The 18,972-nt window shown below is 69.0% G+C and carries 25 protein-coding genes; 13 read left to right on the top strand and 12 right to left on the bottom strand.

From position 1 onward, the window contains the following. Positions 1–38: 38 nt before the first annotated feature. The 6 genes from VV01_RS00225 to VV01_RS00200 form a co-directional block, all read right to left on the bottom strand. Positions 39–335 carry a hypothetical protein gene (locus VV01_RS00225; RefSeq protein ID WP_050668138.1) on the bottom strand — a complete coding sequence of 99 codons (297 nt, stop codon included), beginning with the start codon at positions 333–335 and terminating at the stop codon, positions 39–41. A 13-nt stretch (positions 336–348) separates the two neighbouring features. Then, positions 349–1,032: a DUF6668 family protein gene (locus tag VV01_RS00220; protein ID WP_157508669.1), complete on the bottom strand. Its 684-nt coding sequence runs from the start codon at positions 1,030–1,032 to the stop codon at positions 349–351. Next, positions 1,032–1,436 (bottom strand): hypothetical protein, encoded by a 405-nt coding sequence (locus VV01_RS24200; RefSeq protein WP_157508668.1) that lies wholly within the window; start codon positions 1,434–1,436, stop codon positions 1,032–1,034. The genes VV01_RS00220 and VV01_RS24200 overlap by 1 nt, the downstream gene beginning before the upstream one ends. A 281-nt stretch (positions 1,437–1,717) precedes the next feature. Beyond that, the gene (locus VV01_RS00210; protein ID WP_050668135.1) at positions 1,718–2,791 is read right to left on the bottom strand and encodes a peptidoglycan DD-metalloendopeptidase family protein; all 1,074 of its coding nucleotides are present in this window, start codon (positions 2,789–2,791) and stop codon (positions 1,718–1,720) included. After that, positions 2,788–3,912: a hypothetical protein gene (locus VV01_RS00205; RefSeq protein ID WP_157508667.1), complete on the bottom strand. Its 1,125-nt coding sequence runs from the start codon at positions 3,910–3,912 to the stop codon at positions 2,788–2,790. The genes VV01_RS00210 and VV01_RS00205 overlap by 4 nt, the downstream gene beginning before the upstream one ends. Before the next feature lie 583 nt (positions 3,913–4,495). After that, positions 4,496–5,254, bottom strand: coding sequence for a hypothetical protein (locus tag VV01_RS00200; protein ID WP_050668133.1), 759 nt, complete (start codon positions 5,252–5,254; stop codon positions 4,496–4,498). Positions 5,255–5,417: 163 nt separating this feature from the next. Here VV01_RS00200 and VV01_RS00195 point away from each other — a divergent pair, with 163 nt between their 5' ends. Continuing rightward, positions 5,418–5,714 (top strand): hypothetical protein, encoded by a 297-nt coding sequence (locus VV01_RS00195; protein ID WP_050668132.1) that lies wholly within the window; start codon positions 5,418–5,420, stop codon positions 5,712–5,714. Between the two features lie 589 nt (positions 5,715–6,303). Continuing rightward, positions 6,304–6,690: a helix-turn-helix domain-containing protein gene (locus tag VV01_RS00190; protein ID WP_050668131.1), complete on the top strand. Its 387-nt coding sequence runs from the start codon at positions 6,304–6,306 to the stop codon at positions 6,688–6,690. Here the strand turns inward: VV01_RS00190 and VV01_RS00185 are convergent. The 3 genes from VV01_RS00185 to VV01_RS23080 are packed head-to-tail and all read right to left on the bottom strand — an operon-like array spanning position 6,628 to position 8,668. Beyond that, on the bottom strand, positions 6,628–7,872 hold the full coding sequence (locus VV01_RS00185) for an MFS transporter (RefSeq protein ID WP_157508666.1): 1,245 nt from the start codon (positions 7,870–7,872) through the stop codon (positions 6,628–6,630). The two genes, VV01_RS00190 and VV01_RS00185, sit on opposite strands and share 63 nt — an antisense overlap. After that, positions 7,869–8,522 carry an ArsR/SmtB family transcription factor gene (locus VV01_RS00180; protein ID WP_050668129.1) on the bottom strand — a complete coding sequence of 218 codons (654 nt, stop codon included), beginning with the start codon at positions 8,520–8,522 and terminating at the stop codon, positions 7,869–7,871. Before VV01_RS00180 ends, VV01_RS00185 begins: the two co-directional genes overlap by 4 nt. After that, positions 8,519–8,668 (bottom strand): hypothetical protein, encoded by a 150-nt coding sequence (locus VV01_RS23080; protein ID WP_157508665.1) that lies wholly within the window; start codon positions 8,666–8,668, stop codon positions 8,519–8,521. Before VV01_RS23080 ends, VV01_RS00180 begins: the two co-directional genes overlap by 4 nt. Before the next feature lie 656 nt (positions 8,669–9,324). Between VV01_RS23080 and VV01_RS00175 the strand changes: the two genes are divergently transcribed. The 3 genes from VV01_RS00175 to VV01_RS00165 all read left to right on the top strand — a co-directional run bounded on the left by VV01_RS00175 (position 9,325) and on the right by VV01_RS00165 (position 12,163). Next, positions 9,325–10,602, top strand: a complete 1,278-nt coding sequence (locus VV01_RS00175) for a hypothetical protein (RefSeq protein WP_050668128.1) — start codon at positions 9,325–9,327, stop codon at positions 10,600–10,602. 245 nt (positions 10,603–10,847) lie between these two features. Further along, a complete protein-coding gene (locus tag VV01_RS00170; protein WP_157508664.1) occupies positions 10,848–11,276 on the top strand; it encodes a helix-turn-helix domain-containing protein in 429 nt (142 codons plus the stop codon). A gap of 674 nt (positions 11,277–11,950) precedes the next feature. Beyond that, entirely contained in the window at positions 11,951–12,163 is a 213-nt protein-coding gene (locus VV01_RS00165) for a hypothetical protein (protein ID WP_157508663.1), read from the top strand. A 213-nt stretch (positions 12,164–12,376) separates the two neighbouring features. Here VV01_RS00165 and VV01_RS00160 read toward each other — a convergent pair whose 3' ends face one another. Further along, a complete protein-coding gene (locus tag VV01_RS00160) occupies positions 12,377–12,808 on the bottom strand; it encodes a hypothetical protein (RefSeq protein ID WP_050668125.1) in 432 nt (143 codons plus the stop codon). Between the two features lie 51 nt (positions 12,809–12,859). Here VV01_RS00160 and VV01_RS23075 point away from each other — a divergent pair, with 51 nt between their 5' ends. Next, a complete protein-coding gene (locus VV01_RS23075; protein ID WP_157508662.1) occupies positions 12,860–13,006 on the top strand; it encodes a hypothetical protein in 147 nt (48 codons plus the stop codon). Between the two features lie 69 nt (positions 13,007–13,075). Here VV01_RS23075 and VV01_RS00150 read toward each other — a convergent pair whose 3' ends face one another. Both VV01_RS00150 and VV01_RS00145 read right to left on the bottom strand, forming a co-directional pair. Continuing rightward, positions 13,076–13,720 (bottom strand): hypothetical protein, encoded by a 645-nt coding sequence (locus VV01_RS00150; RefSeq protein ID WP_050668123.1) that lies wholly within the window; start codon positions 13,718–13,720, stop codon positions 13,076–13,078. 1 nt (position 13,721) lies between these two features. Beyond that, positions 13,722–14,492 (bottom strand): ParA family protein, encoded by a 771-nt coding sequence (locus VV01_RS00145; protein ID WP_050668122.1) that lies wholly within the window; start codon positions 14,490–14,492, stop codon positions 13,722–13,724. 401 nt (positions 14,493–14,893) lie between these two features. Here VV01_RS00145 and VV01_RS00140 point away from each other — a divergent pair, with 401 nt between their 5' ends. The 7 genes from VV01_RS00140 (at position 14,894) to VV01_RS00110 (ending at position 18,959) form a co-directional block, all read left to right on the top strand. Then, complete coding sequence (locus VV01_RS00140) at positions 14,894–15,130, top strand: hypothetical protein (protein ID WP_050668121.1); 237 nt, start codon at positions 14,894–14,896, stop codon at positions 15,128–15,130. A gap of 13 nt (positions 15,131–15,143) precedes the next feature. Beyond that, the gene (locus VV01_RS00135) at positions 15,144–15,407 is read left to right on the top strand and encodes a hypothetical protein (RefSeq protein ID WP_050668120.1); all 264 of its coding nucleotides are present in this window, start codon (positions 15,144–15,146) and stop codon (positions 15,405–15,407) included. A gap of 35 nt (positions 15,408–15,442) precedes the next feature. Beyond that, on the top strand, positions 15,443–15,670 hold the full coding sequence (locus VV01_RS00130) for a hypothetical protein (RefSeq protein ID WP_050668119.1): 228 nt from the start codon (positions 15,443–15,445) through the stop codon (positions 15,668–15,670). Between the two features lie 401 nt (positions 15,671–16,071). Then, positions 16,072–17,415, top strand: coding sequence for a ParB/RepB/Spo0J family partition protein (locus VV01_RS00125; RefSeq protein WP_050668118.1), 1,344 nt, complete (start codon positions 16,072–16,074; stop codon positions 17,413–17,415). 141 nt (positions 17,416–17,556) lie between these two features. Continuing rightward, positions 17,557–17,994, top strand: a complete 438-nt coding sequence (locus VV01_RS00120; RefSeq protein ID WP_050668117.1) for a DUF6573 family protein — start codon at positions 17,557–17,559, stop codon at positions 17,992–17,994. A gap of 376 nt (positions 17,995–18,370) precedes the next feature. After that, positions 18,371–18,643, top strand: a complete 273-nt coding sequence (locus VV01_RS00115) for a hypothetical protein (protein WP_050668116.1) — start codon at positions 18,371–18,373, stop codon at positions 18,641–18,643. 37 nt (positions 18,644–18,680) lie between these two features. Beyond that, positions 18,681–18,959, top strand: a complete 279-nt coding sequence (locus VV01_RS00110) for a hypothetical protein (RefSeq protein ID WP_050668115.1) — start codon at positions 18,681–18,683, stop codon at positions 18,957–18,959. Positions 18,960–18,972: the final 13 nt, after the last annotated feature.

Here is an 18,972-nt window from a genome sequence, read left to right as displayed (position 1 = left end):
GGTGTGCTGGTTTTCGCTCATGTGCGCCGTGAGGCGGATCAGTAGTCGGTGAACAGGCTCAGCACGGAGCCAGCGGCGCCGAAGATGATGGCCGCGACGATCGCGATGAAGATGAACTTCGCACCCTTGAGCTCGCCGTGGCCGAACATGCCTGCTACCAGCCAGATTGCGCCGAGCATGATGCCGCCGAGGAAGGCGTACGGGCCGATCGTGGCGAGGATCCCCAGCAGGGTGTCCAGCCCGCCGGTGACCTCCGGCAGATCGACCGGTGTCGGGTTCGGCGCCGCCGGCGCAGCAGCGGCGAGGTGGTTCGTGGTCAGTGCGTTGATGCTCATGGGTTCCTCCCTTTCAGTGGCCCGCGGCGCGGTGTGCGCTGCGGATGTTCTTGGTGGTGGCGTGCACCCGCCGGGGTGCCTTCGGTGCGTGCGGGTCGGCGAGGTCCTCGGGCTGGCAGGTGCGCCAGGCCTCCACCCACGGGATGCGCCACGTCATCGGCAGCACGCCCGCCAGCCGCTTCGCCTGGCGGAGCTGGTCCTTGGTGGGCTTCGGGCCGTCGTCGACCAGCACGACGCCCAGCAGGCGTGCGGTGTCGGTCAGGTCCCCGGCCGACCAGACCCGGGCCAGAGACTCGGTCGCCGCGAGGCCGACCGCGTGCAGGCGCGCAACCGCGACGAACGTGCCGATCTGGTCGTTCTGGCCGTCTTGGAGCCAGGTCAGCGGCGGCTGTGCCACCCGGGCCGGCTCGGTGACCTCCTCGCCCAGGAGTTGCGAGAGGGTCGAGGTCCCTGCTCCGCCGTGCAGACCGATCACGGTCAGCCCGCTGACGGGTGTCGGTGTCAGGGAGTGCTCCTGCGCGGTGCGGCCACCGTGCAGCGGGACCCGTGGGCCACGGTGTGCGGTCTGCTCGCCGAGCACCGCGTCGTGCTCAGGGTGCCCGTCCTGGTTCTGCTCTGGTTCGGCCTGGACTGCGTCGTCCTGGTCGAGGTCGGTTGCTTCCAGCCACGGGTTCGTCACTGGTGCCCTGGTTGCCATCAGTCGCTCTCCTCGTTCGTGATCAGCCAGGCCCCGCTCGGCTGGCGGTGGGCGCTCAGCGTGGTGATGACGTCCAGGTCGCGCGCGGCCTTCTTCTTGCCGTCGCCGGCCAGAACACTGGTGGTGACCTCGTATCCGCAGCTGCCCTGCTCGCCGGCCGGGGTGCTGTCGCCCTCGATCGCGTAGAGGTTGCTGACAGTGGAGTAGCCCTTGCCCGCCGCCTGCGCAGCCAGGAAGTCGCCCGCTCCCCCACCCGGCTGCGGGGACAGCAGCCCGCTGCGCAGCACGCCGGCCGTGTACTTCGCCGCACGCACACCGGCGTCATCCGGGTGTGTGTCGATACGGGTGTCCCAGGCGTTCACGGTCCGCAGGTACGCCTCGCAGACCTGCGTCAGGTTCGTCATGTCGACCTTGCCCAGCTTCAGACCGCGCGGCGCGGTCTTCGGAGGTGCCGGAGGCGGTGTGTACCGGGCCGACGGCGACCATGCGGGGCCAGAGGTCGGCAGCGTCCAGCCGCTCGCCCGACCCGAGGGAGTGGGGCTCACCGTGCTCGGTGCGCTGGTCCTGGCCGGCGTGCTGGAGGTGGTCGACGCCTGGTCATCGCCCGAACCGCACGCGCTCACCGCCAGCGCCACGACCGATGCCACAGCCATGACGCGCACGCCACGACGACTCAGATGTGTTCTCACAACTTCACTCCCTTGGTTGCCATCCACGCGACGGGGTCCTCCACGTCGCCGGAGAAGTACGACTCACCCGCGCCGCTGTGCAGCTCGAAGTGCAGGTGAGGGCCCGATGAGTTACCGGTGTTGCCGGACTTGCCGATGGGCTGCCCGGCCTTGACCGACTGGCCGGCCGTCACGCTCTGCACGGACTGGTGCCCGTAGTAGGTGCGGATCCCCCCGCCGCAGTCGACGATCGTTCCCTTACCCAGGCCGCCGAGATGGCCCGAGACGCGCAGCACGCGACCGTCGCAGCCGGAGAACACCGTCGAGCCGATCGGCAAGGCCATGTCCAGGCCCTTGTGATCGGTCGAGCAGCCCGCACACGGCGCACCGCGCTTGCCTGGCCGTGAGGTGATCCGATACGCCTGCGTCCCAAGGGGATTCGCGAAATGACCGGACACCGCACCGGCGCCACCACCGGGGTTGGCCAGCTCAGCCGCGAAGTGCGGGACTCGCGCGAGGATGTTGCGCGCGTAGTTCATCGACTCGCGGTCGCCCGGGATCGGTCCGTTGTACCGGCGCACCACTCCGGGGCCACCGTTGTAACCGGTCAGGCCGTGGCGCACCACGTCGCCGGTCACGACGCCTTGGGCCTTCCAGCGCTTGACCATGCCGATCACCTGGCACAGGTAGTCACCCTGCGAAGGGATCGAGTCCAGCGGGTTGTGCACGTCGGCGACACCGTCGCCTGAGTAGTCCTTCCCCACCGCGGCCCACGTCCCCGGCATGAACTGCGAGTACCCCTGCGCGCCCGCGGGGGATCGAACGTTGCGGAACTGGCTCTCGTTCTCGATCTGCGCCGCGATCAGAGCCGGCGAGATCTCGGGGCACATGCTCGCCGCCTTGTTGATCGCCGGGACGAGCTCCTTCGGCACGCTGCCAGCCCGCAGAGCGCCGCCCACCCCGGCGCCGACGCCGGCGCCCGCTCCGCTGAGCAGCTCCTGCTGCGGGCCGACCGCTCCACCGAAGAGGACAGCGACCAACAGCACCGGCAGCACCACCAGCCCGCCCACGACCGCCACGACCGCCTTCACTTCGTGCTCGCAGGCTTGGGCTTGGTCGGTGCGGGCGTGCTCTTCGGTGGACTCTTGGGCTTGGGCTTGGTCGGTGCGGGCGTGCTCGTCTTCCCGGTCGAGGTCGACGGCGCAGGCTTCGCCGGTGTCTTCGTCGCGCTCGAGGGCGCAGGTGTCGGCGTGGCGGCAGCGGCGGTCGCAAGAGTGACCGCGAACAGCCTGTCGCCGTCGCCACCGGGGGCTACCACCAGGCCCAGCGAGCCCAGCTGCGCCGACGGCATACCCACGTGGTCAGACGAAGCGTCCGGGATCGGATCCGTGCTGATCCCGCCATCACGAGTGACCATGCGAACCCCCGCGGTCGTGGGAGTCGCATACGCCCGGTCGGTCAGGACCGTCTCGGTCGCCCAGTCCGCAGGCAGCGTCACCACCTTGCCGGTGGCGAGGTTGACCAGGGACTGGTCCAGCACGAACCAGGTCCCATCGCCCGACCACCGCAGGGCGTCCTTTGACAGTGCACCCGAGCCGGGGCGGCCCGCCGTGACCGTCTTCACCGGTCGGGTCAGATCACCCCATGCGTACTGCTGCACCAGCTGTCGCTTCCCGTCCTTGGACGTCCACGCGAACAGCAGCCCCGACCCGGACGAGCCCAGCACGCCCCGCGGTCGCGCACCGGCAGCCGGGGACGGTAGCTGCTTGGCCGCGGGCGAGACTCGATCGGAGGTCACCCGCCACCACTGGCCCATCGCGTTCACACTCAGCAGGTCCGAGCCCCACGGAGCCACCGGTTCCGAGGCTGGAGGCACCGCGCGCGTCACCCACTGGCCGGACGGCGTACGCATCTGTGCCGAGACCTCACCACGGCGAATGACGACACCGAGCGGGGTCGAGACCGCCTCATCGCCGCGGCCCACACCACGGTCGAATACCACCGCGCCGGACGCACCGTTGACCGTGACCGCCCGCGATGACGTGATCGCCGTGACCAGGTCCTGCCCGTCTGCCGACGAGACCGACAAGTCGACCTGCCGTGAGCCGCGGCCCAGCGGCACCCGCCACACCACGCCCGACGTGCGCGCATCAACACCGACCAACGCGCCGCCGTCCAGCACCGTCACCACCCGGCCGCCAGCGGCAACCACCGGCGCCGACCGCGATACCAACGGCCCGACCGACCACGCAGCTGTGCTGACCCGGCCAGCCGGATCCAGGACCGGCAGCTGCGTTGGCGTCGGTTGCGCCGGCCGCGGTCTTGCCGTCGCCGTCGTCCGAGCCGGGGCCAGCCCGCCATCGGACTTCGGCCACGCGATCCCGATAAGCGCACCACCCGACAGCGCGAACACCACTGCAGCTCCCGCCGCGGCGAACTTCTGCCGACGCTCCAACCCAGCCCATCCAGCACCGGCGCGACTGAGTCGACCACCCGAGGCGGACTGTGACACCGGGAACGGGCGCCCCTCTGCGTCAACCACGAGCTCAGTCCGGTCGCCGTCATCCGCGATCGCCAAGACCCGGATGAGCTTCAACGACCCCTCACGCTCGGCCGCGCGCTCCCCCGCAGCGGCCAACCCAGCGCGGTACAACCCACCGTCTCCCGTAGGCCCGGCCGCGACACGCTCCCCGTCCAGCCACACAGAGCCCAGGCCGTCCTCGCCACGGCGCACCTCCAGCGACAGAACCGGAAACGGCGGCGCCTGCGCCGGGTCGAAAGGCGCCTGCTTCACCTCAGACATCAGCAGGCACCCGCCCGACTCCCAGGTCATCGAAGTCCTTGCCGCTCAACGGAACTCGCGAGTCGGACTCGGCGTACTCGACCAGCCGCGCGGCGACCGCCTCATGCGCCGACCGGTGCTGCTCGAGGACCTCGCCTGCACGCGCGCGAGCACCCTCGAACAGCGCGTCCGCGGTGAGCGGGCCGTCGTAGCCTGCAGGTCGTACGCCGCAGGAGATGACCCGCCACACCTGCGACTGCGCGGTGTTCATGTCAACCGCGGATCCGCCGTCATGAACGCCGTCACGCAGGTCCTGCACGTTCCCGGCGACCGCGCCGACGAGGTATCCCCACGCCTGCTCGACGGGTGCGAGTCCCTTGTTGTCCACCGCAACGACGCGACCCTCGCTCCCGTCGGGTCGCACCCGTACGTCGACCTCTTCCACGACGACGCCGCTGGCCAGGAAGCCGACCACGTGCGCAGCCTCATGACGCGCGCGGCGCTCCAACGACAGGGACCCGCCGGCCGACGGCATGGCCGCGGAGGCCAGCGCAGAACCAGCACGAAGCGCGGTCGCGGACGGTGCACTCAGGTGCCAGCTCACTCGACGCTGCACCCCGCGCCCACTCCGCAGCAGCACGTACACGACGAGGACGTAAGTCACCGCGGTCGCCTGCTGCGGCGCCGACCACTCACCCCACACCCGCGACAGCTCGACGAGCTGCTGCGGTCCCCACCGCAGCAGAAGCACCACCAGCGCCGCAGTGAGCATGGTCCGCAGCCCTTCCGACGCCGAGAAGCGCACATCGCGGCGCAGCGCCGCCCGAGCTGGAGCTGACCACCACTGCCCCAGACGGCGAGCCTTCGAGCGCAGGGGGATACGCGAGGCCCACCGCCTGGGAGTCATCACACGCTCGTCACCGTGGCGCTCAGACATGGGCACCACCAGCGACGAGGAAAACCACGCCGGCGCGCTCAACCGGGTGGACCTCAGCAACGCTGAGGAGCACCCGCAGCGGCGTACACGTCGAACACTCGACATGCACGATGAGGCGCGGATCCACGAATACGCAGCCGGCCATGCCGTCCACCGCGACAGGCCCTACCGGTGTCCCCATCACCGGGCACTCGCGCAGCTGGCCCACTACGAGCCGAACGGCTGCTGCGCTACCGACCGACGGCATGACCAGCGGCCGCCCGTCATTCAGATGAGCGAGGTGAGCCGCCACTGATGCCGCGAGCATGTCGTGCTCTGGGTCAAACTGGTTCCCCGGCAATGCCGTGACCTGAGCGATGTCGTGAAGGTCGGTTGGCCGCGTGGCAGGTGACGAGCCGTAGCTCGCCCCCTCTCCTGCCACGCGACCGGCGCGACGCGCAGCCGCCACGGGTCGCGGCGGCGCGATCACGGTGCCTTCGCACGGCGAGATCCCCATCCCAGTACCCCCTCGCGTACACGCGGAGGGGGACGCACGCTGCCCGCCCTCCACATGCCCTGTGGGAGACTTGGCGACGGGTGGGAATGGGCGTGTGTCCTGCCTGCCAGCAGGGCCTCACACCGTTCTCACCTGGCGGTGCGCCGGCCATCGACCGATGCTCCGCCGTGGCGGGTTCGAGTCGTGCTTGCGTGCTCTCGGACCCGCCACGCTTATGGCTGCTGCCTCGTGGAACCTGCCAGTTCCCTGAGACGCCTCATTCCTATCCGTAAATTATATTTACGGGCAAGCGTAGGAGCGGGAAATTGACCGACTCCTTACCCACCCCATAGCGGTTGCGTAGGCTCTGGCCCACAGCGCAGGGGGGCCTGACTGCGAAGGAGAGTTGATGTCGCTCGAGGCCGACGAGTGGGACGACTCAAGAGATGCGCCGTTCGTGGCCACCGGGGTCAAGGCCCACCTGACCCGGCTGCGCGAGACGTATCTGTTTCTCGTCGACGGGAACCTGATTGGCTGGAGCGATCAGGACATCGCGGACCGAGCCGGAATGACGCGGGCGTACGTGTCACGAATCATGGCCGGCCAGAGCGAGAACCTGGGCATGGTCAAGCTCGTCGGCCTGGCCAACGCGTTCGACGTGACGCCGCTGTACTTCTTCTCGGCGTCCGCGCGACGACGGGTGAACCGCCGCCTTGACGCGCGGCTGGAGCACCTACGTAAGCAACAGCTCTTTGGCTCGACCGCTCAAGAAGAGGATGCTCGCGAGGCCGAGTAGCGCGGCCAGGATGGTGATGGCGGCGGAGATGGATGACGCCGAGATCAGCGCTCCGAACACCGCGATGCCCGCTGGACCGGCCGCGACGATGGCGGCCACTCGGGCGGCCTGCATCCGGCTCTGAAGGTGGTCGGGTGTGGACTCCTTCAAGGACCCCACCAGCAGGGACGGGCCGAAGCCTGTGCTGACGCCGGCAACGGCGGCAAGAGCACACACCAGGCCCCACGAGTCGAGCCAGCCGAGCACTGCCACCGCGGCCGCGGTGGGCACGAGCGAACCAACCGCCCACTCCTCGGCGTTTGAGAGCGCATCGCCCCAGCGGGCAACGGCGATGCCGCCCACGATCGCGCCGGCGGCGTACCCGGCATCAATCAGTCCGAACGCCGCGGCTGACCAGTGGTGCGCTTTGGCCAGCAGCGGTACGCCGAGCACGATCGGCGGTGTCAGCGCGAGGTTGGCGACGACGAAGATCAGCAGCTTTGAGCGCACCGACTTCGTCCGCAGCGCAACGCTCCAGCCTTCACGCGAATCGGCGGCGAGCTTCGAGAGCAGGACCAGCAGACGTTCGGCCGCGGGCCGCGACCGAGTAGTGCCCGCGGGTACCACCAGGCGAGCAGCCAAGAGCCCAACGAGTGCAAGTGCGACGGCGGCCTCGTCCGAGCCCCACACGATGAACGCACCGACCAGCGGGCCTGCGCTCAGCATCCCCAACCGGCGCACCAGGTCCAACGCCCCCTGGATGCCCTTCTGCCCGCTGTCGGACGGCACGACCTCCGTGCTCAGGGCCTGCATGGCTGGCTCGTGCGCACCATCCACCAAGCCGTACGCGATCGCGACGACGGCTATGCCGAGCACCACGTCCGCGGCCAGCGCGGCGATTAGACCCACCAGGAGCAGCGAGCGGATGACCAGGGTGGACTTGACCACCGGAGCCGCCCCGAAGCGATCCCCGAGAGCGCCACCGACAAGCAAGAGGGTGGCGAGCTTGGCTGCTGCGGCCGCGCCGACGATCCAGATAGCGCCCAACGCGCTGGCGCCGTGCACCGCGACCCACGCGAGCAGCACGTAGACCATCGCGTCCGCTGCCTGATCAAGGCCGAAAGCGGCGAGGTATCGCCTAGCCCCGGCACTGGCGAACCAGTTCCGAGCCACTTGCTTCTCCCCCGTCATGTCTGTGCTCATCCGCGAGCAGCGTGCCCCGACTTCGCCGGTCCACCCCACGGGAAGACCGAGACGGTGCGGAAGCACGGCCGCTCCTCGGCGGGCCCCTCGGCCGCGCGCCTCGCGGCGACCTTGGCCTCGAACGCCGAGAACACTGCCGCGATGTCGCGATCCAGCTCCCGCAGTTCGTCCGCCGTGCAGTGGACCACGTTGTCTCGCCCGATTGAGCTCTCGGACCACTTACGCGGCCAGCGAGACCAACGCGCCGTCGCCCACCAGCGCATCCGGTTGATGCGCCGTTCGACCATCACCCGCTCGAACTCCTGAGCCGCTGCAACCAGCTCCTCGTCGTCCTCGGAGATGTCGGTCCAGTTGATCCCGCCGGCAAGCCCCGGTCCCTCGCGGTAGCGCACCACGCCGTCCTCATCGACGAACTTCTCGATGAGCTCGGCGCGCAGCAGCTCCTGCAGGTGGACCCGGCCCAGGTTGACCCGCGCCTGTGGTGCCAGGTCGCCGGCCGAGACCAGGGCCTCGCCCAGCTCGTGATCCGAAAGCGCACCCCACGCCTTCAGCGCGTCGATGACCGCGATCCGCGTTGGTGACGACAGCGCGAGGAAGAACGTCAGCTGACGCTCTCGAGCATCAGCCGGAACACGGGGGCCGTCAGTCACCCGGTGACGATATCCGCGGATCGTTCGACACGGTGAAAGGCCACCCATAGACTTTCGCTGCCATAGAAGAACCCATGCGGGAGGTCGAGCACGATGCGACGAATCACCATCGCCCTCATCAGCTCGGCAGCGGCCTTCACCTTCATTGCGGTGGGACCCGTTGGCGCAACCGGCTCCTCGCAAGGAGCGAAGGTCGCCACCAACTGCGGTTGGTGCTGAGCCAGAACAGCTAGTCCAAGACGACGGCCGCCCCAGGCCTAGAGGGGCGGCCGTCGTCTTGTTCTTGTACGCCTGGCCATCGACCTCCACCGTGCCAGACGGGCACGACACTCAGGCAACCAGACTTCCGCTTCCGGAAACCGACTTGCGGCCGAGTGGGTTGGGAGCGTCTCAGTAGTCACACGCGCAACACGCCGCGCTAGCCGTGTTAACCAGTTATTGGGCCGCCTGGTGGTTGGCTGTCCGTATGGCAGCAGGAGACGTCAACCGCAGCGACGAGCGTCGCGTCATGGTCGGTTTTCGCATGAGCGCCGCTGATCGAGTCGAACTGCGTCAACTCGCGAGCAGAGCAGGTATGAGCGTCCAGGCCTACCTCGAGTGGAAGGCCTTCGGCCGCGACGCTGAGGAGCGTCCCCCTGGCCGGCCCCGCCACACCCAGGAGGGCCTGCCTCTGACCGGATAGGCACTCAGGGCAGTGCCCTGACATGACAAAAGCCCCTGCGCCAACAGGAGCTTTGTCGGACGAGAAACCGAGTAGCAGCTCGGTGTCCCTATACAACCTCGTAGACGGAGAGGTGGCTTTGTGCTGCCCACTGTACCTCTGCATGCCCACACGTCCAAGGACATCTCACGCTGGACGCGCCGGGCGCAGATCTACTCCCTCACGCCCCGCGTGGCTGCGCTGACGCATCGTCGGTGCGCGCCGGAGCATGCTGCGTGGGTCGAGCGACGCTGCGGCCGGGACCGTTCGGTGCTGCCCCGGTGGCATCAGGACGACCGTGGCCACGAGCGCCGCGGTCTGCGGATGTACGCCGACGCCGGCGCCTACGCGCGGTTGCCGGTGTGGGACTCACGCGAGCACTGGCACACCGTCGTCGTCGCGGTCGCGGTGCAGCTACACGCCGACAAACTGCACCGCCGGATCTCGCCGGAGATGTTCAAGCGGATCGCCCGGGTGAAGTCGGGGTATGCCGAGCAGCGCACCGGCCGGCGGTGCATCGTGCGCCCCGACACCCTCGCCAGCGTCGTCGGCTGCTCGGAGCGGCACGTGGAGAACTACAACCGGATCGCCCGGCAGATCGGGCTGGAGAAGGTCGTCATGGTCGGCGGGATGCTCACCCGACGGCAGCGCGCGTTCTGCTACCGGCGCGGTTCCCGCCAGCGCGGGTTATCCACAGAGGTGGCCCTGCTCAACCCCTTCTCCAGGCGCCTGTTGTTGTGGGTTTTCACCCCCACTGGAGGTACCCCACGCGATCCGTCCTCTCACCTGAACACTGGGTTCCTTGACGTCGCCACAGGCGACAAGAAGGACGCGACTCCGTCGCGGCTACCCACCAGGAGAGCCCGGCACGCCCCGGGTCGCCGTCTGGCCGCTCAGATGGTCCGTATCGTGCCCTGGCTGGCCGCTGAGCGCCCAGCACGCTGCGCCGCAGCACTGACGCCGTTCGCGACCTGCGAGCCCGGGTGGAGCGCGCAGGAGCTCTCGGTCGCGCTGGCCGACGTCGTACGCCGACGCGGGCACAACCCGGGTCGGGTCACCGCGGATCACATCACGACCCGGCCGGCGGTCGTGCTCGCCTCGCTGCTGCGCGACCTGGACCCGGTCGCCGACCACCCACGCTCGAGCAACATGACCACGCCGCGGCCCGTCGAGGTCGAGCCGGTGTGCTGCGACCGGCCTGACTGCCGGGACGGCTGGCTCGGGCAGACGTTCGTCGACGTCGCCGCCGGCGACCTGGTCCTGATGTGGCCGCAGGACTACGGCCAGCCCGGCGTGCCGTGCCCGGACTGCGACCCGCGCGTACGCCGCGGACTCACCGTGGCCGAGACCGCCGAGCGCCCGGACCTGTACGCCGACTGAGGCCACCAAGCAGACGTCTCCTGTGCGGACAATGTCAGTGATCGACCCGAAGGCTTACATGGGTGGCTCCGTCGGTGAGTTCGGGCACCGTTTGTCGGTCAGTTCCGGCATCAGCCGAGGTCCAAGAGGGCGGATGTCACCGAGAGTCGGCACCACCCTCCGGGCACATTGACACCGACGTCCCGCGCTGGGACAGTCGGAACATGTCCCACCGTGGGACACTTTGTGAGAGGGGATAACCGGTGATGGTGACAACCGACGACATCGTGGCGGCGTACGAGCGTGCACGAGTCAGGGCCGAGGCCTCCACGTTGATCGAACGAAGCCTCTTGCGCTACGCGATTGCTGAGTTGCGGGAAGATGGGATGTCGACCCGGCAGATCGCCGCCCGGTTGAGGCTTCCCAAGTCGACAGTGAACCGCGTGCGCTCCACTTCGAAGGAACAACTGGCCGAGGAACTGCACTGGACTACGCCCGATGCCTATGTGGAGGCCAACAACGCCGCATGGCCCGCGACTCCTCCCATGCAGATCGCGAACGCGCCCTTCGAAGTGGAGGCCACCTCCCCGAACACTCGCCGTTGGCGGCTGCTCCAGTTCGCCGGCCACGACGAGCAAGGCCGCCAACGGTTCTCCCTCGACGGGAGGCGCGCTGGGCCAGCCGGGCGCGCGTGAATTGATGGCCACAGCTCCCGGACAAATCGCAAGCAGCTGGGACCTCGGCTGATGCCGGAACTGATCGGCCTACCCACTGGTACGGGACATCCCCGTGGCGACGGTGCGCGGTTCACGTCCGGGCGCTGCGCTCGGTGGGTGTGCTGGTGGCCGCCACGCTCCCCCGGACGCCGGTACCGCTGGAGCCGGGGGCTCTGGAGCTCCTGGCCGAGCCGCAGGCCGCGTTTACGCTGTCGGTGGCGCGTCGGCCCTTCCCACCCCAAGCGCGATCGACGCGCCGCCCTGACGGCCGGTGCAGCCCTCCCAGCCCACCGGCCGGCGCCTGGCCCTGCTGCTTCCCCCTGGTAGCGGGGCCTTCGCGCGTTCACGGGTCCTACTGCCCGGCCACCGGCTGGCGCCGTCGACCACACGTCAGGGCGTCGGCGGCCGCGCCGGTGCAGTTGCTCGAGCCCGGCGTACGTTGTGTGGGTTATTTGGTTCGCAGACCCGCCCGGTCACCTTGGAAGGGTCGTACGGGTCGCCCAGCGTGACCGATCGGGGGCCCGACCCGTCAAGGGCGTCGCTGCGCTCCGTCGCTGACGCGATCGCCTGCGGCGACCCTGGACGGCCCACCCTCGCCCGGTCCCACCGTGCTCACCCGCCCGACCCACGGGCGCAACCACGAGGAGCACGCCATGCGCTACAGCACCGCGATCGAGGCCGCCGAGCACCACACCGACAAGGCCCGGGCCCGCCACCAGGCGGCCGAGCAGGAGCTGGCCGACCTGTACGACAAGCAGGCCAGCATCTGCCAGTCGATCACCCGCGCGCTCGAACAGCGCGCCGCCACCACCCGCGAGCTCGCCGCGGCCGAGCGCCGCGAGGCCGACACCCGGCACAGCGCCTGAGCCGGAGCACGCGAAGGGCCGCACCCCGACACGGGGTGCGGCCCATCCAAGCCTGCGTCAGGTGCGCGCTACTTCTCTGTCGCCAGACGTTCGATCCGGGCGGGCACCTTCTGCCCGGTCTTCTTGCTCGCAGCGACGTACACCTTTGCCGCTGCGACACGATCCGCTCGTGTCACACCGGTGGCATTGCGCTGGGACGTGACCCGAGAACCCCTACTTGTGGTCGTCATCGTCGTCCTCCTCATCCACCTTGGACTCCAAGTCTGCCTCTTGTGGTCGTCGGTCGTCCACGACCGACGACCCGTGCACGGAGAACACCCGATCACCCTCGAGGGAGTCAGCCTCGTCGTCCTCGCCTGGTGCGTCGATGATCGGCAGCGCCACCGCCTGCAGGAAGTCGCCGGCGGCCACAGTCGGAGCGGACTCCGCCAGGTGCTGCAGCGCGCTCAACGCCATCTGCCGATCGACGGCCAGCTGCTCCACAGCCCACTTCGCCTGATCCCACCAGCGGTCCTCCACCGCCTGATCTGCCTGGGACTTCGCGTTCTTGCTGGCCGCCCGGTAGGCGATCACCGCGGCAGCGACCGCGGCCACACCACCGAAACCGGGCGAGCGAGCCCACTCCCCCAACCACTCCCAGCTCATGACCGGGCGCGCTCATCCTGCTCATGAGCCAACCGCGCTAGCTCGATCAACATGCAGTCCGGGTGCATCGTCTCCCCCGACGTCACCCCACCCGACGCCAGTGGAGTCGCGCACATCGCCTCCGCGACACCGTCGATCGACAGCACCGCATGCGTCATCCCGTCCGCGCCCGCCGCGAAGTACCGCGGCACTCCCTGAACACTCATACCGGTAGCCCCTCCTCAATTAGATAAGTAGACCCTGCTATTCAAAACATGTAGGCAGCGGCTACTTCTTCGGCGGGCGGCCCAACCGCAGCGGCTCAGGCTCGGGCAGGTCCTGCGCACCCGTGCGCTCCACGTACCGCTGACGCGCCCGTGCGGTCGCCACCCGCGCCGCGAGGACGATGAACTCCCCTCGAGAGCGCTTGATCGTCAGCTGACGCTCGTCGTCGGCCCGCGCCTGCTCGATCGCCTCCAGCGTCGCGGAGTCGATGTGGAACATTCGCGAGGACCCACGCCCGGGCTGCTCCGCGTCCGCGTCACGCACCGCGGCGATACGCCGCTCGCTCGACATGTCCGCCAGCTCTCGAGCAGCGTCGCTGAGCCACTGACGGAAGCTGTCCGGTGTCTGCTCGGGCGACGCCTTCTCATCGACCTGGTAGGCCGCCTGCGCACGCTTCAGCGTGGCCGGACGGAACCAGATCGCGATGTTCTCCGTGCCAGCCGGGGCCGACCGCGGCGACGGAGCCGCCGCCTTCTTCTCCACAGGCTTCGCCTGCTTCGGCTCCTCCACCGTGCGCCCAGGCTCAGCCGGCGCCACCGGTGCAGGCTCAGTCGACGGCGGTGCACTGACCTTGGCGAGATTCGCCGGGTCGGCGTAGTGGCCGCCGGCCAGAGCGCTCTTACGCGCTGCGGGTCGCTTGCTGCCCATCTCAGTTCTCCTTCAGGACGTTCTTCAACAGCTGCAGGTACAGGTCAGCCAGCACGTACGCGCCCGGCCAGTCATCCAGTGCGATCCCGGCATCGGCTGCGTCCGCGATCGCAACGCGCCGCGGGATCACCGGGTCAAACACCGGCACCCCGAGCTCGCGCACCTCCTGCTCTCGCTCGGCCTCCCCCACACCAGCAGCGCGCATGTTCAGGACCACCCCGTCCATGCGCAGCCGGGGGTTGTAGTGCTGGCGTACCTGCTCGATCGTGCCCAGCAGGCTGTTCAGCCCGTTCAGACTCAGCATGTGAGCCGTCGTCACCGGGAGCACCTGGTCAGCAGCCGCCAGCGCGTTCAGCGTCAGCAGGCTCAGGTCCGGCGGGCAGTCCAGCAGGATCACGTCGTACTTCTCCCGCAGCGGCTCCAGCTGCGCGCGCAGCCGGCTCTCCCGACCCACGCCAGCCACGACCAGCTCGTTACGGACACTGTTCAGCGGCGTCTCCGAGGCCGGCGCCAGATCGACACCCCACAGCCCCGGAACGATCACGTCCTCCAGCGACACGTCCGACACGTGCTCACTCAGCGCGTCCGCCACGCTGATCGAGTCCGGGTCGTGCAGCTCCGCCGCCATCCGCGTCGTCAGATTGCTCTGCGGGTCCAGATCGACGCACAGCACGCTCATCCCCAGCCGCACCGCAGCGCGGGCCAGGTTCTCCGTGGTCGTGGTCTTACCGACCCCGCCCTTCTGCTGCGCCAACGCATAAACGTTGCCCACTGCCTTCTCCTTCGCTCAACCCGCCCAACAGCGGGAAACAGTCAGGTACTACTCAGATCGGCTAGGCTCAGGCACCTGACCGAAATCCTGTGGTGTGGTTACCCGGATGACCGGTCACCGGCCTCCTACGCCCCACCGGCGTAGGAGGCCAACTACGTTCCGGCCCTTCCACAACTACAGCAGACCCTACACAATTAAGCAAGTAGGCAAGCCCTCATTACTCTAAACGTCGCGCAGAGCTCGGGGACAGGCCGCCTAGGAGGGGTGGGGGGTGGCCCGGTTTCGCGCGGAATGCTGCGGTTTTCTGGGTGCTCACCATGTGAGACAAAACAAGTATGCACTACCCACTAAGCCAGAAAACAAGTAGACTCTAACTATCAACCACACCGCAGGAGGACACCATGGCCCGCTTCGACAAGGCTCGCGGCATCGTCACCGAGTGCGACCGCTGCAGGTGGAGCGTGGAAGCTGACTCCCTCGAGGACGCGGCCGCCGCCGAGCGCAACCACGAGCAGGACAGCCACACCCCGGCGTGGTGCCCCATCTGCCAGCCGCACCAGCACGGTCCCAAGCACCTCGAGCGCCCGCACGCGGCCTGCGTCGAGGCCGCCGAAGCCGCCTACTTCGCCCGCTTCTGACCAAGGAGAGCGCATGTCCCTGCACTACGTCGGCAGCATCCAGCAGGTCCACGGCCCCGTGGACGCCGTCGAGACATGCACCTGCGGAGGCTGGCGCGGCCCGCAGTGCGCCACCCCCGGAGGCCTGCGTGTGCACACCCGCGACAGCGCCGGGCGCCGCCTCGTGCTGCGCCACGTCCGCCCGACCTCGATCCGATCCGAGCCCGACGAGCAGACGCCTGCCCCGCGGATCATCAAGGACCTGGACGAACTCCGCCGCGCCATGTGCGGCGAATGAAACAAGTAGCCACTACCTACTCACCAGGAGAACCCATGCCCGAACAGACCATCACCGTCGTCTTCGACGTCCCGGCCCCCACGCGCGAGCGGGCGGCGATGTTCGTCCGCGACCTGCTCGCCGAGCACGTCAACCCCGTGATGCACACGCCAGCAGCGGCGAGCGACGCGGTGACCTGCGAGTCATGGTGGTTCCCCGAGCGCGACCTGAAGCGCATCGACGGCAACGACCGCGACCCCATGCACCTGGCCGACGACATCTGACCGAACGGCCACCGCGCAGCAAAACAAGGAGGCAGACCCTCATTGCCGCGCGGTGGCCGCCGGCCTGCGGCCGGTGGTGGCGGCCAGCCCTGGCGGGCTGTCTGTGTGGTGTGGTGCTGTGCGCGTGCGGCTCGCCCGCCGCTGCCGCGTCGGGCGAGCCACCCGAGCCCAGCACCACGGCGTCGGCGCCCGTGGCCGGTCTCAGCTGGTCGAGCCCGCCGGTGGTGGCGTAGAGCTCGGGGGACAGGCGGCCTTGGAGGGGTGGGGGTGGCCCGGTTTCGCGCGGAATGCTGCGGTTTTCTGGGTGCTCACCATGTGAGACAAAACAAGTAGGCACTACCCACTGGACCAGAAAACAAGTAGACTCTAACTATCAACCACACCACAGGAGAGGAACCCACATGGGCACCAAGCAGGCACTTCCCACCATCGAGATGGTGAACCCGCAGGACGTGGTGATCGGAGACAACATCCGCAGCGACGCCAAGGCGACGCTGGGCGCTGAGTTCGTGGCCTCAGTGCGCGAGAACGGCGTGATCGTCCCGGTGCTGGCCTACCGCGACGACGCGGGGCAGGTCGTCGTCCTGGACGGCCAGATGCGCACGCTGGCGGCTCTCGAGGCCGGTACGCAGCAGATGCCCGCCGTCGTCGGGGACAGCCCCGACGACGCAGAGCGGGTCATGCGGCAGTGGGTCGCCAACGAGACGCGCGTGCAGATGAGTCGGGGCGACCGGTTCGAGGCGGTCAAGCAGTTGACGCTGATGGGCGTCAAGGCTGCCGATGTGGCCCGCCGCACCGGGCTGGACAAGGCCGAGGTCGAGGCGGTCAGGAAGGCCCACAAGGCCGGAGTGACGGGGGAGAAGGTCACTCAGCGCGAAGGCCTCTCGCTGACGGACCTGGCGCTGCTTGCGCCGTACGAGGACGACCCGGAGGCGATGGAGTTCCTGACCGCCTTCCGGTCGAGTGGTGACGGGCTCAAGCGTCGTATCGACTCCTGGCACAGCGCCAAGGAGGACGAGGCTCTGATGAGCCAGGCGCGCGAGTACTGGCAGGACAAGGGCGCACGGCTGACCAGGAAGGACTACGACGACCGGCGCCTGACCCCGAAGGAGGTCACCACGCGCGAGGGCAAGCCGCTGCCGCAGGACCCGGAGGTGCTGGCGCAGATGCCCGGGGTCGAGCTGGCGCTGAGCATCGACCGCCGACGCGGCAAGGACAAGGACGGCAACAACGTGACCGAGAAGTACGTCCGCGTGGAGGCCCTGGTCAGCAAGCCCTCCCAGAACGGCTACATGAAGCGCACCACCGACGCCCAGGGCAGCATCCTGGACGCCGAGCAGGCCAAGGAGCAGCGCCGCGCCGCGACTCAGGCCCGCAACGAGTGGGGCGAGGCCGAGCAGGCCCGCCGCGCCTTCATCGCTGGCCTGCTCGACGCGAAGACGCCGCCCACCGGGCACGAGAACATCGTCGCGGCCTGGCTCGCGCAGGGGAACCGGCCCAACCTGGTCCAGATCGCGCCGCTGTTCCACGCCGACGCCGCGCAGATCCTGCGGCAGATCAAGAGCCCCCGCACCACCGCCAAGCGCCGCCAGACGCTGGCCGCCGTCGTCGCCCTCATGCAATGGGAGGCCGGAACCAGCCTCACCACTCACAAGTACCCCGACAGCATCGACGGGCACATGATGCGAGCCCTCATCAAGGCAGGCCACCAGGCCACCGAGGCCGAGCGCAGCATCACCAAGTAGCAGCACCAGGGGAGTGAGCCGCCCCGCGCGGCTCACTCCCCGCAGCGATCGCCCACAGGGTGAGACAAAACAAGTAGGCACTACCCACTAGACCAGAAAACAAGTAGACTCTAACTATCAACCACACCACAGGAGGACACCATGAGCAGCAACTTCTGGGACTCGGCCGAGGTCATCGCCGCGTACTCGCGCGCCGACGCCCTGCGCGACCGCACCCTGCACGCCCTGGACCGCACCACTGCCCAGGCCGCCGGGTTCACCGTCCCGGTGGACGCCACCGACGCCGCCTGGACCGACGCGATCGAGTGGGGGCCGACCCAGGAGAAGGCCAACCCGCGCGCCTACCAGCACCAGCGCGCGCGGCTGTGGGACGTGCTCATGCTCGCCGGGATGGCCGCACGCTCCGCCGCGAGTCGGCAGGCCAGCGTCCGAGTGGGGGAGCGGTTCGCCTTCACCGTCGCCCGCGTCCCTGGCGACCGCCCCGCCGAAGAGGCCGAGGACCGCACCCTGCACCTGGTCGTCGGTGCCGACGACAGCGGCGCGATGACCTTCGTCATCATGCTCCCCGACGAGGACTGAGCGTCACCGGCGGCTCGGCCTCGGGTGGGGTCGGGCCGCCGGCCTGCGGCCGGTGGTGGCGGCCAGCCCTGGCGGGCTGTCTGTGTGGTGTGGTGCTGTGCGCGTGCGGCTCGCCCGCCGCTGCCGCGTCGGGCGAGCCACCCGAGCCCAGCACCACGGCGTCGGCGCCCGTGGCCGGTCTCAGCTGGTCGAGCCCGCCGGTGGTGGCGTAGAGCTCGGGGGACAGGCGGCCTTGGAGGGGTGGGGGTGGCCCGGTTTCGCGCGGAATGCTGCGGTTTTCTGGGTGCTCACCATGTGAGACAAAACAAGTAGGCACTACCCACTAGGCAATAAAACAAGTAGACTCTAACTATCAACCACACCACAGGAGGACACGATGAGCACGCGAGTCGAGACCACGGCCAACCCGGTGATGCTGGCCCGAGAGGCAGGCCTTGACTCGGCCCTGTGGCGTGTCCAGGACCGCCCGACCAACCACGCCGAGGCCTGCCGCATCCTCGACGCGATCCACGACGAAGCGCTCAGCAAGGCCGACCGCTGGCTGGGCGAGGTCGAGCAGGGGCGCGCGGGGGTCGCGACGTTGGACTACGTCCGCGACCTGATGGAGATCGTGCACGCCATCCAGGCCCGCCGCATCCCGCGCGCCTGACAAACAAGTAGCCACTCATCCAATAGCGGGAGGACCCATGATCGACGCGCCGCAGCTGTGCCAGCACGGCTACGAGGCCGAGCAGTGCCCCGACGAGCAGCCGCCAGAGGTGCGCCGCGCGGTCGAGTACGTCCACCGCGCCGCCTATGCCTACGCCGTTCAGTTCAGCCTGGTCAGCCGTGACGACGCGGAGCGTTTCGCGGCCGAGTGCGCACGCGACGAAGCCCGAACCGGCCGCTACCTGTGGGACGCCGACCCCGTCGCACCCGCAGGACTCGACACCGCACTTCACGCCTTCTTGGGCATCCCCGCCTGAGCACTGACACCCA

This window comes from Luteipulveratus halotolerans (assembly GCF_001247745.1).
GTDB lineage: Bacteria > Actinomycetota > Actinomycetes > Actinomycetales > Dermatophilaceae > Luteipulveratus > Luteipulveratus halotolerans.
Note: the sequence above shows the minus strand (reverse complement) of the source record. Positions and strands in the feature narration are given on the sequence as shown.

What these genes read in the sequence shown, in the direction of transcription:
- VV01_RS00125 (WP_050668118.1), top strand. Translation starts at nt 16,072, where the DNA reads ATGGGCACCAAGCAGGCACTTCCCACCATCGAGATGGTGAACCCGCAG.
- VV01_RS00185 (WP_157508666.1), bottom strand. Translation starts at nt 7,872, where the DNA reads ATGAGCACAGACATGACGGGGGAGAAGCAAGTGGCTCGGAACTGGTTC.
- VV01_RS23075 (WP_157508662.1), top strand. Translation starts at nt 12,860, where the DNA reads ATGCAGTCCGGGTGCATCGTCTCCCCCGACGTCACCCCACCCGACGCC.
- VV01_RS24200 (WP_157508668.1), bottom strand. Translation starts at nt 1,436, where the DNA reads ATGACGAACCTGACGCAGGTCTGCGAGGCGTACCTGCGGACCGTGAAC.
- VV01_RS00110 (WP_050668115.1), top strand. Translation starts at nt 18,681, where the DNA reads ATGATCGACGCGCCGCAGCTGTGCCAGCACGGCTACGAGGCCGAGCAG.
- VV01_RS00115 (WP_050668116.1), top strand. Translation starts at nt 18,371, where the DNA reads ATGAGCACGCGAGTCGAGACCACGGCCAACCCGGTGATGCTGGCCCGA.
- VV01_RS00195 (WP_050668132.1), top strand. Translation starts at nt 5,418, where the DNA reads ATGGGCACCACCAGCGACGAGGAAAACCACGCCGGCGCGCTCAACCGG.
- VV01_RS00190 (WP_050668131.1), top strand. Translation starts at nt 6,304, where the DNA reads ATGTCGCTCGAGGCCGACGAGTGGGACGACTCAAGAGATGCGCCGTTC.
- VV01_RS00160 (WP_050668125.1), bottom strand. Translation starts at nt 12,808, where the DNA reads ATGAGCTGGGAGTGGTTGGGGGAGTGGGCTCGCTCGCCCGGTTTCGGT.
- VV01_RS00225 (WP_050668138.1), bottom strand. Translation starts at nt 335, where the DNA reads ATGAGCATCAACGCACTGACCACGAACCACCTCGCCGCTGCTGCGCCG.
- VV01_RS00170 (WP_157508664.1), top strand. Translation starts at nt 10,848, where the DNA reads ATGGTGACAACCGACGACATCGTGGCGGCGTACGAGCGTGCACGAGTC.
- VV01_RS00165 (WP_157508663.1), top strand. Translation starts at nt 11,951, where the DNA reads ATGCGCTACAGCACCGCGATCGAGGCCGCCGAGCACCACACCGACAAG.
- VV01_RS00200 (WP_050668133.1), bottom strand. Translation starts at nt 5,254, where the DNA reads ATGCTCACTGCGGCGCTGGTGGTGCTTCTGCTGCGGTGGGGACCGCAG.
- VV01_RS00220 (WP_157508669.1), bottom strand. Translation starts at nt 1,032, where the DNA reads ATGGCAACCAGGGCACCAGTGACGAACCCGTGGCTGGAAGCAACCGAC.
- VV01_RS00130 (WP_050668119.1), top strand. Translation starts at nt 15,443, where the DNA reads ATGCCCGAACAGACCATCACCGTCGTCTTCGACGTCCCGGCCCCCACG.
- VV01_RS00135 (WP_050668120.1), top strand. Translation starts at nt 15,144, where the DNA reads ATGTCCCTGCACTACGTCGGCAGCATCCAGCAGGTCCACGGCCCCGTG.
- VV01_RS00120 (WP_050668117.1), top strand. Translation starts at nt 17,557, where the DNA reads ATGAGCAGCAACTTCTGGGACTCGGCCGAGGTCATCGCCGCGTACTCG.
- VV01_RS00140 (WP_050668121.1), top strand. Translation starts at nt 14,894, where the DNA reads ATGGCCCGCTTCGACAAGGCTCGCGGCATCGTCACCGAGTGCGACCGC.
- VV01_RS00150 (WP_050668123.1), bottom strand. Translation starts at nt 13,720, where the DNA reads ATGGGCAGCAAGCGACCCGCAGCGCGTAAGAGCGCTCTGGCCGGCGGC.
- VV01_RS23080 (WP_157508665.1), bottom strand. Translation starts at nt 8,668, where the DNA reads ATGAAGGTGAAGGCCGCTGCCGAGCTGATGAGGGCGATGGTGATTCGT.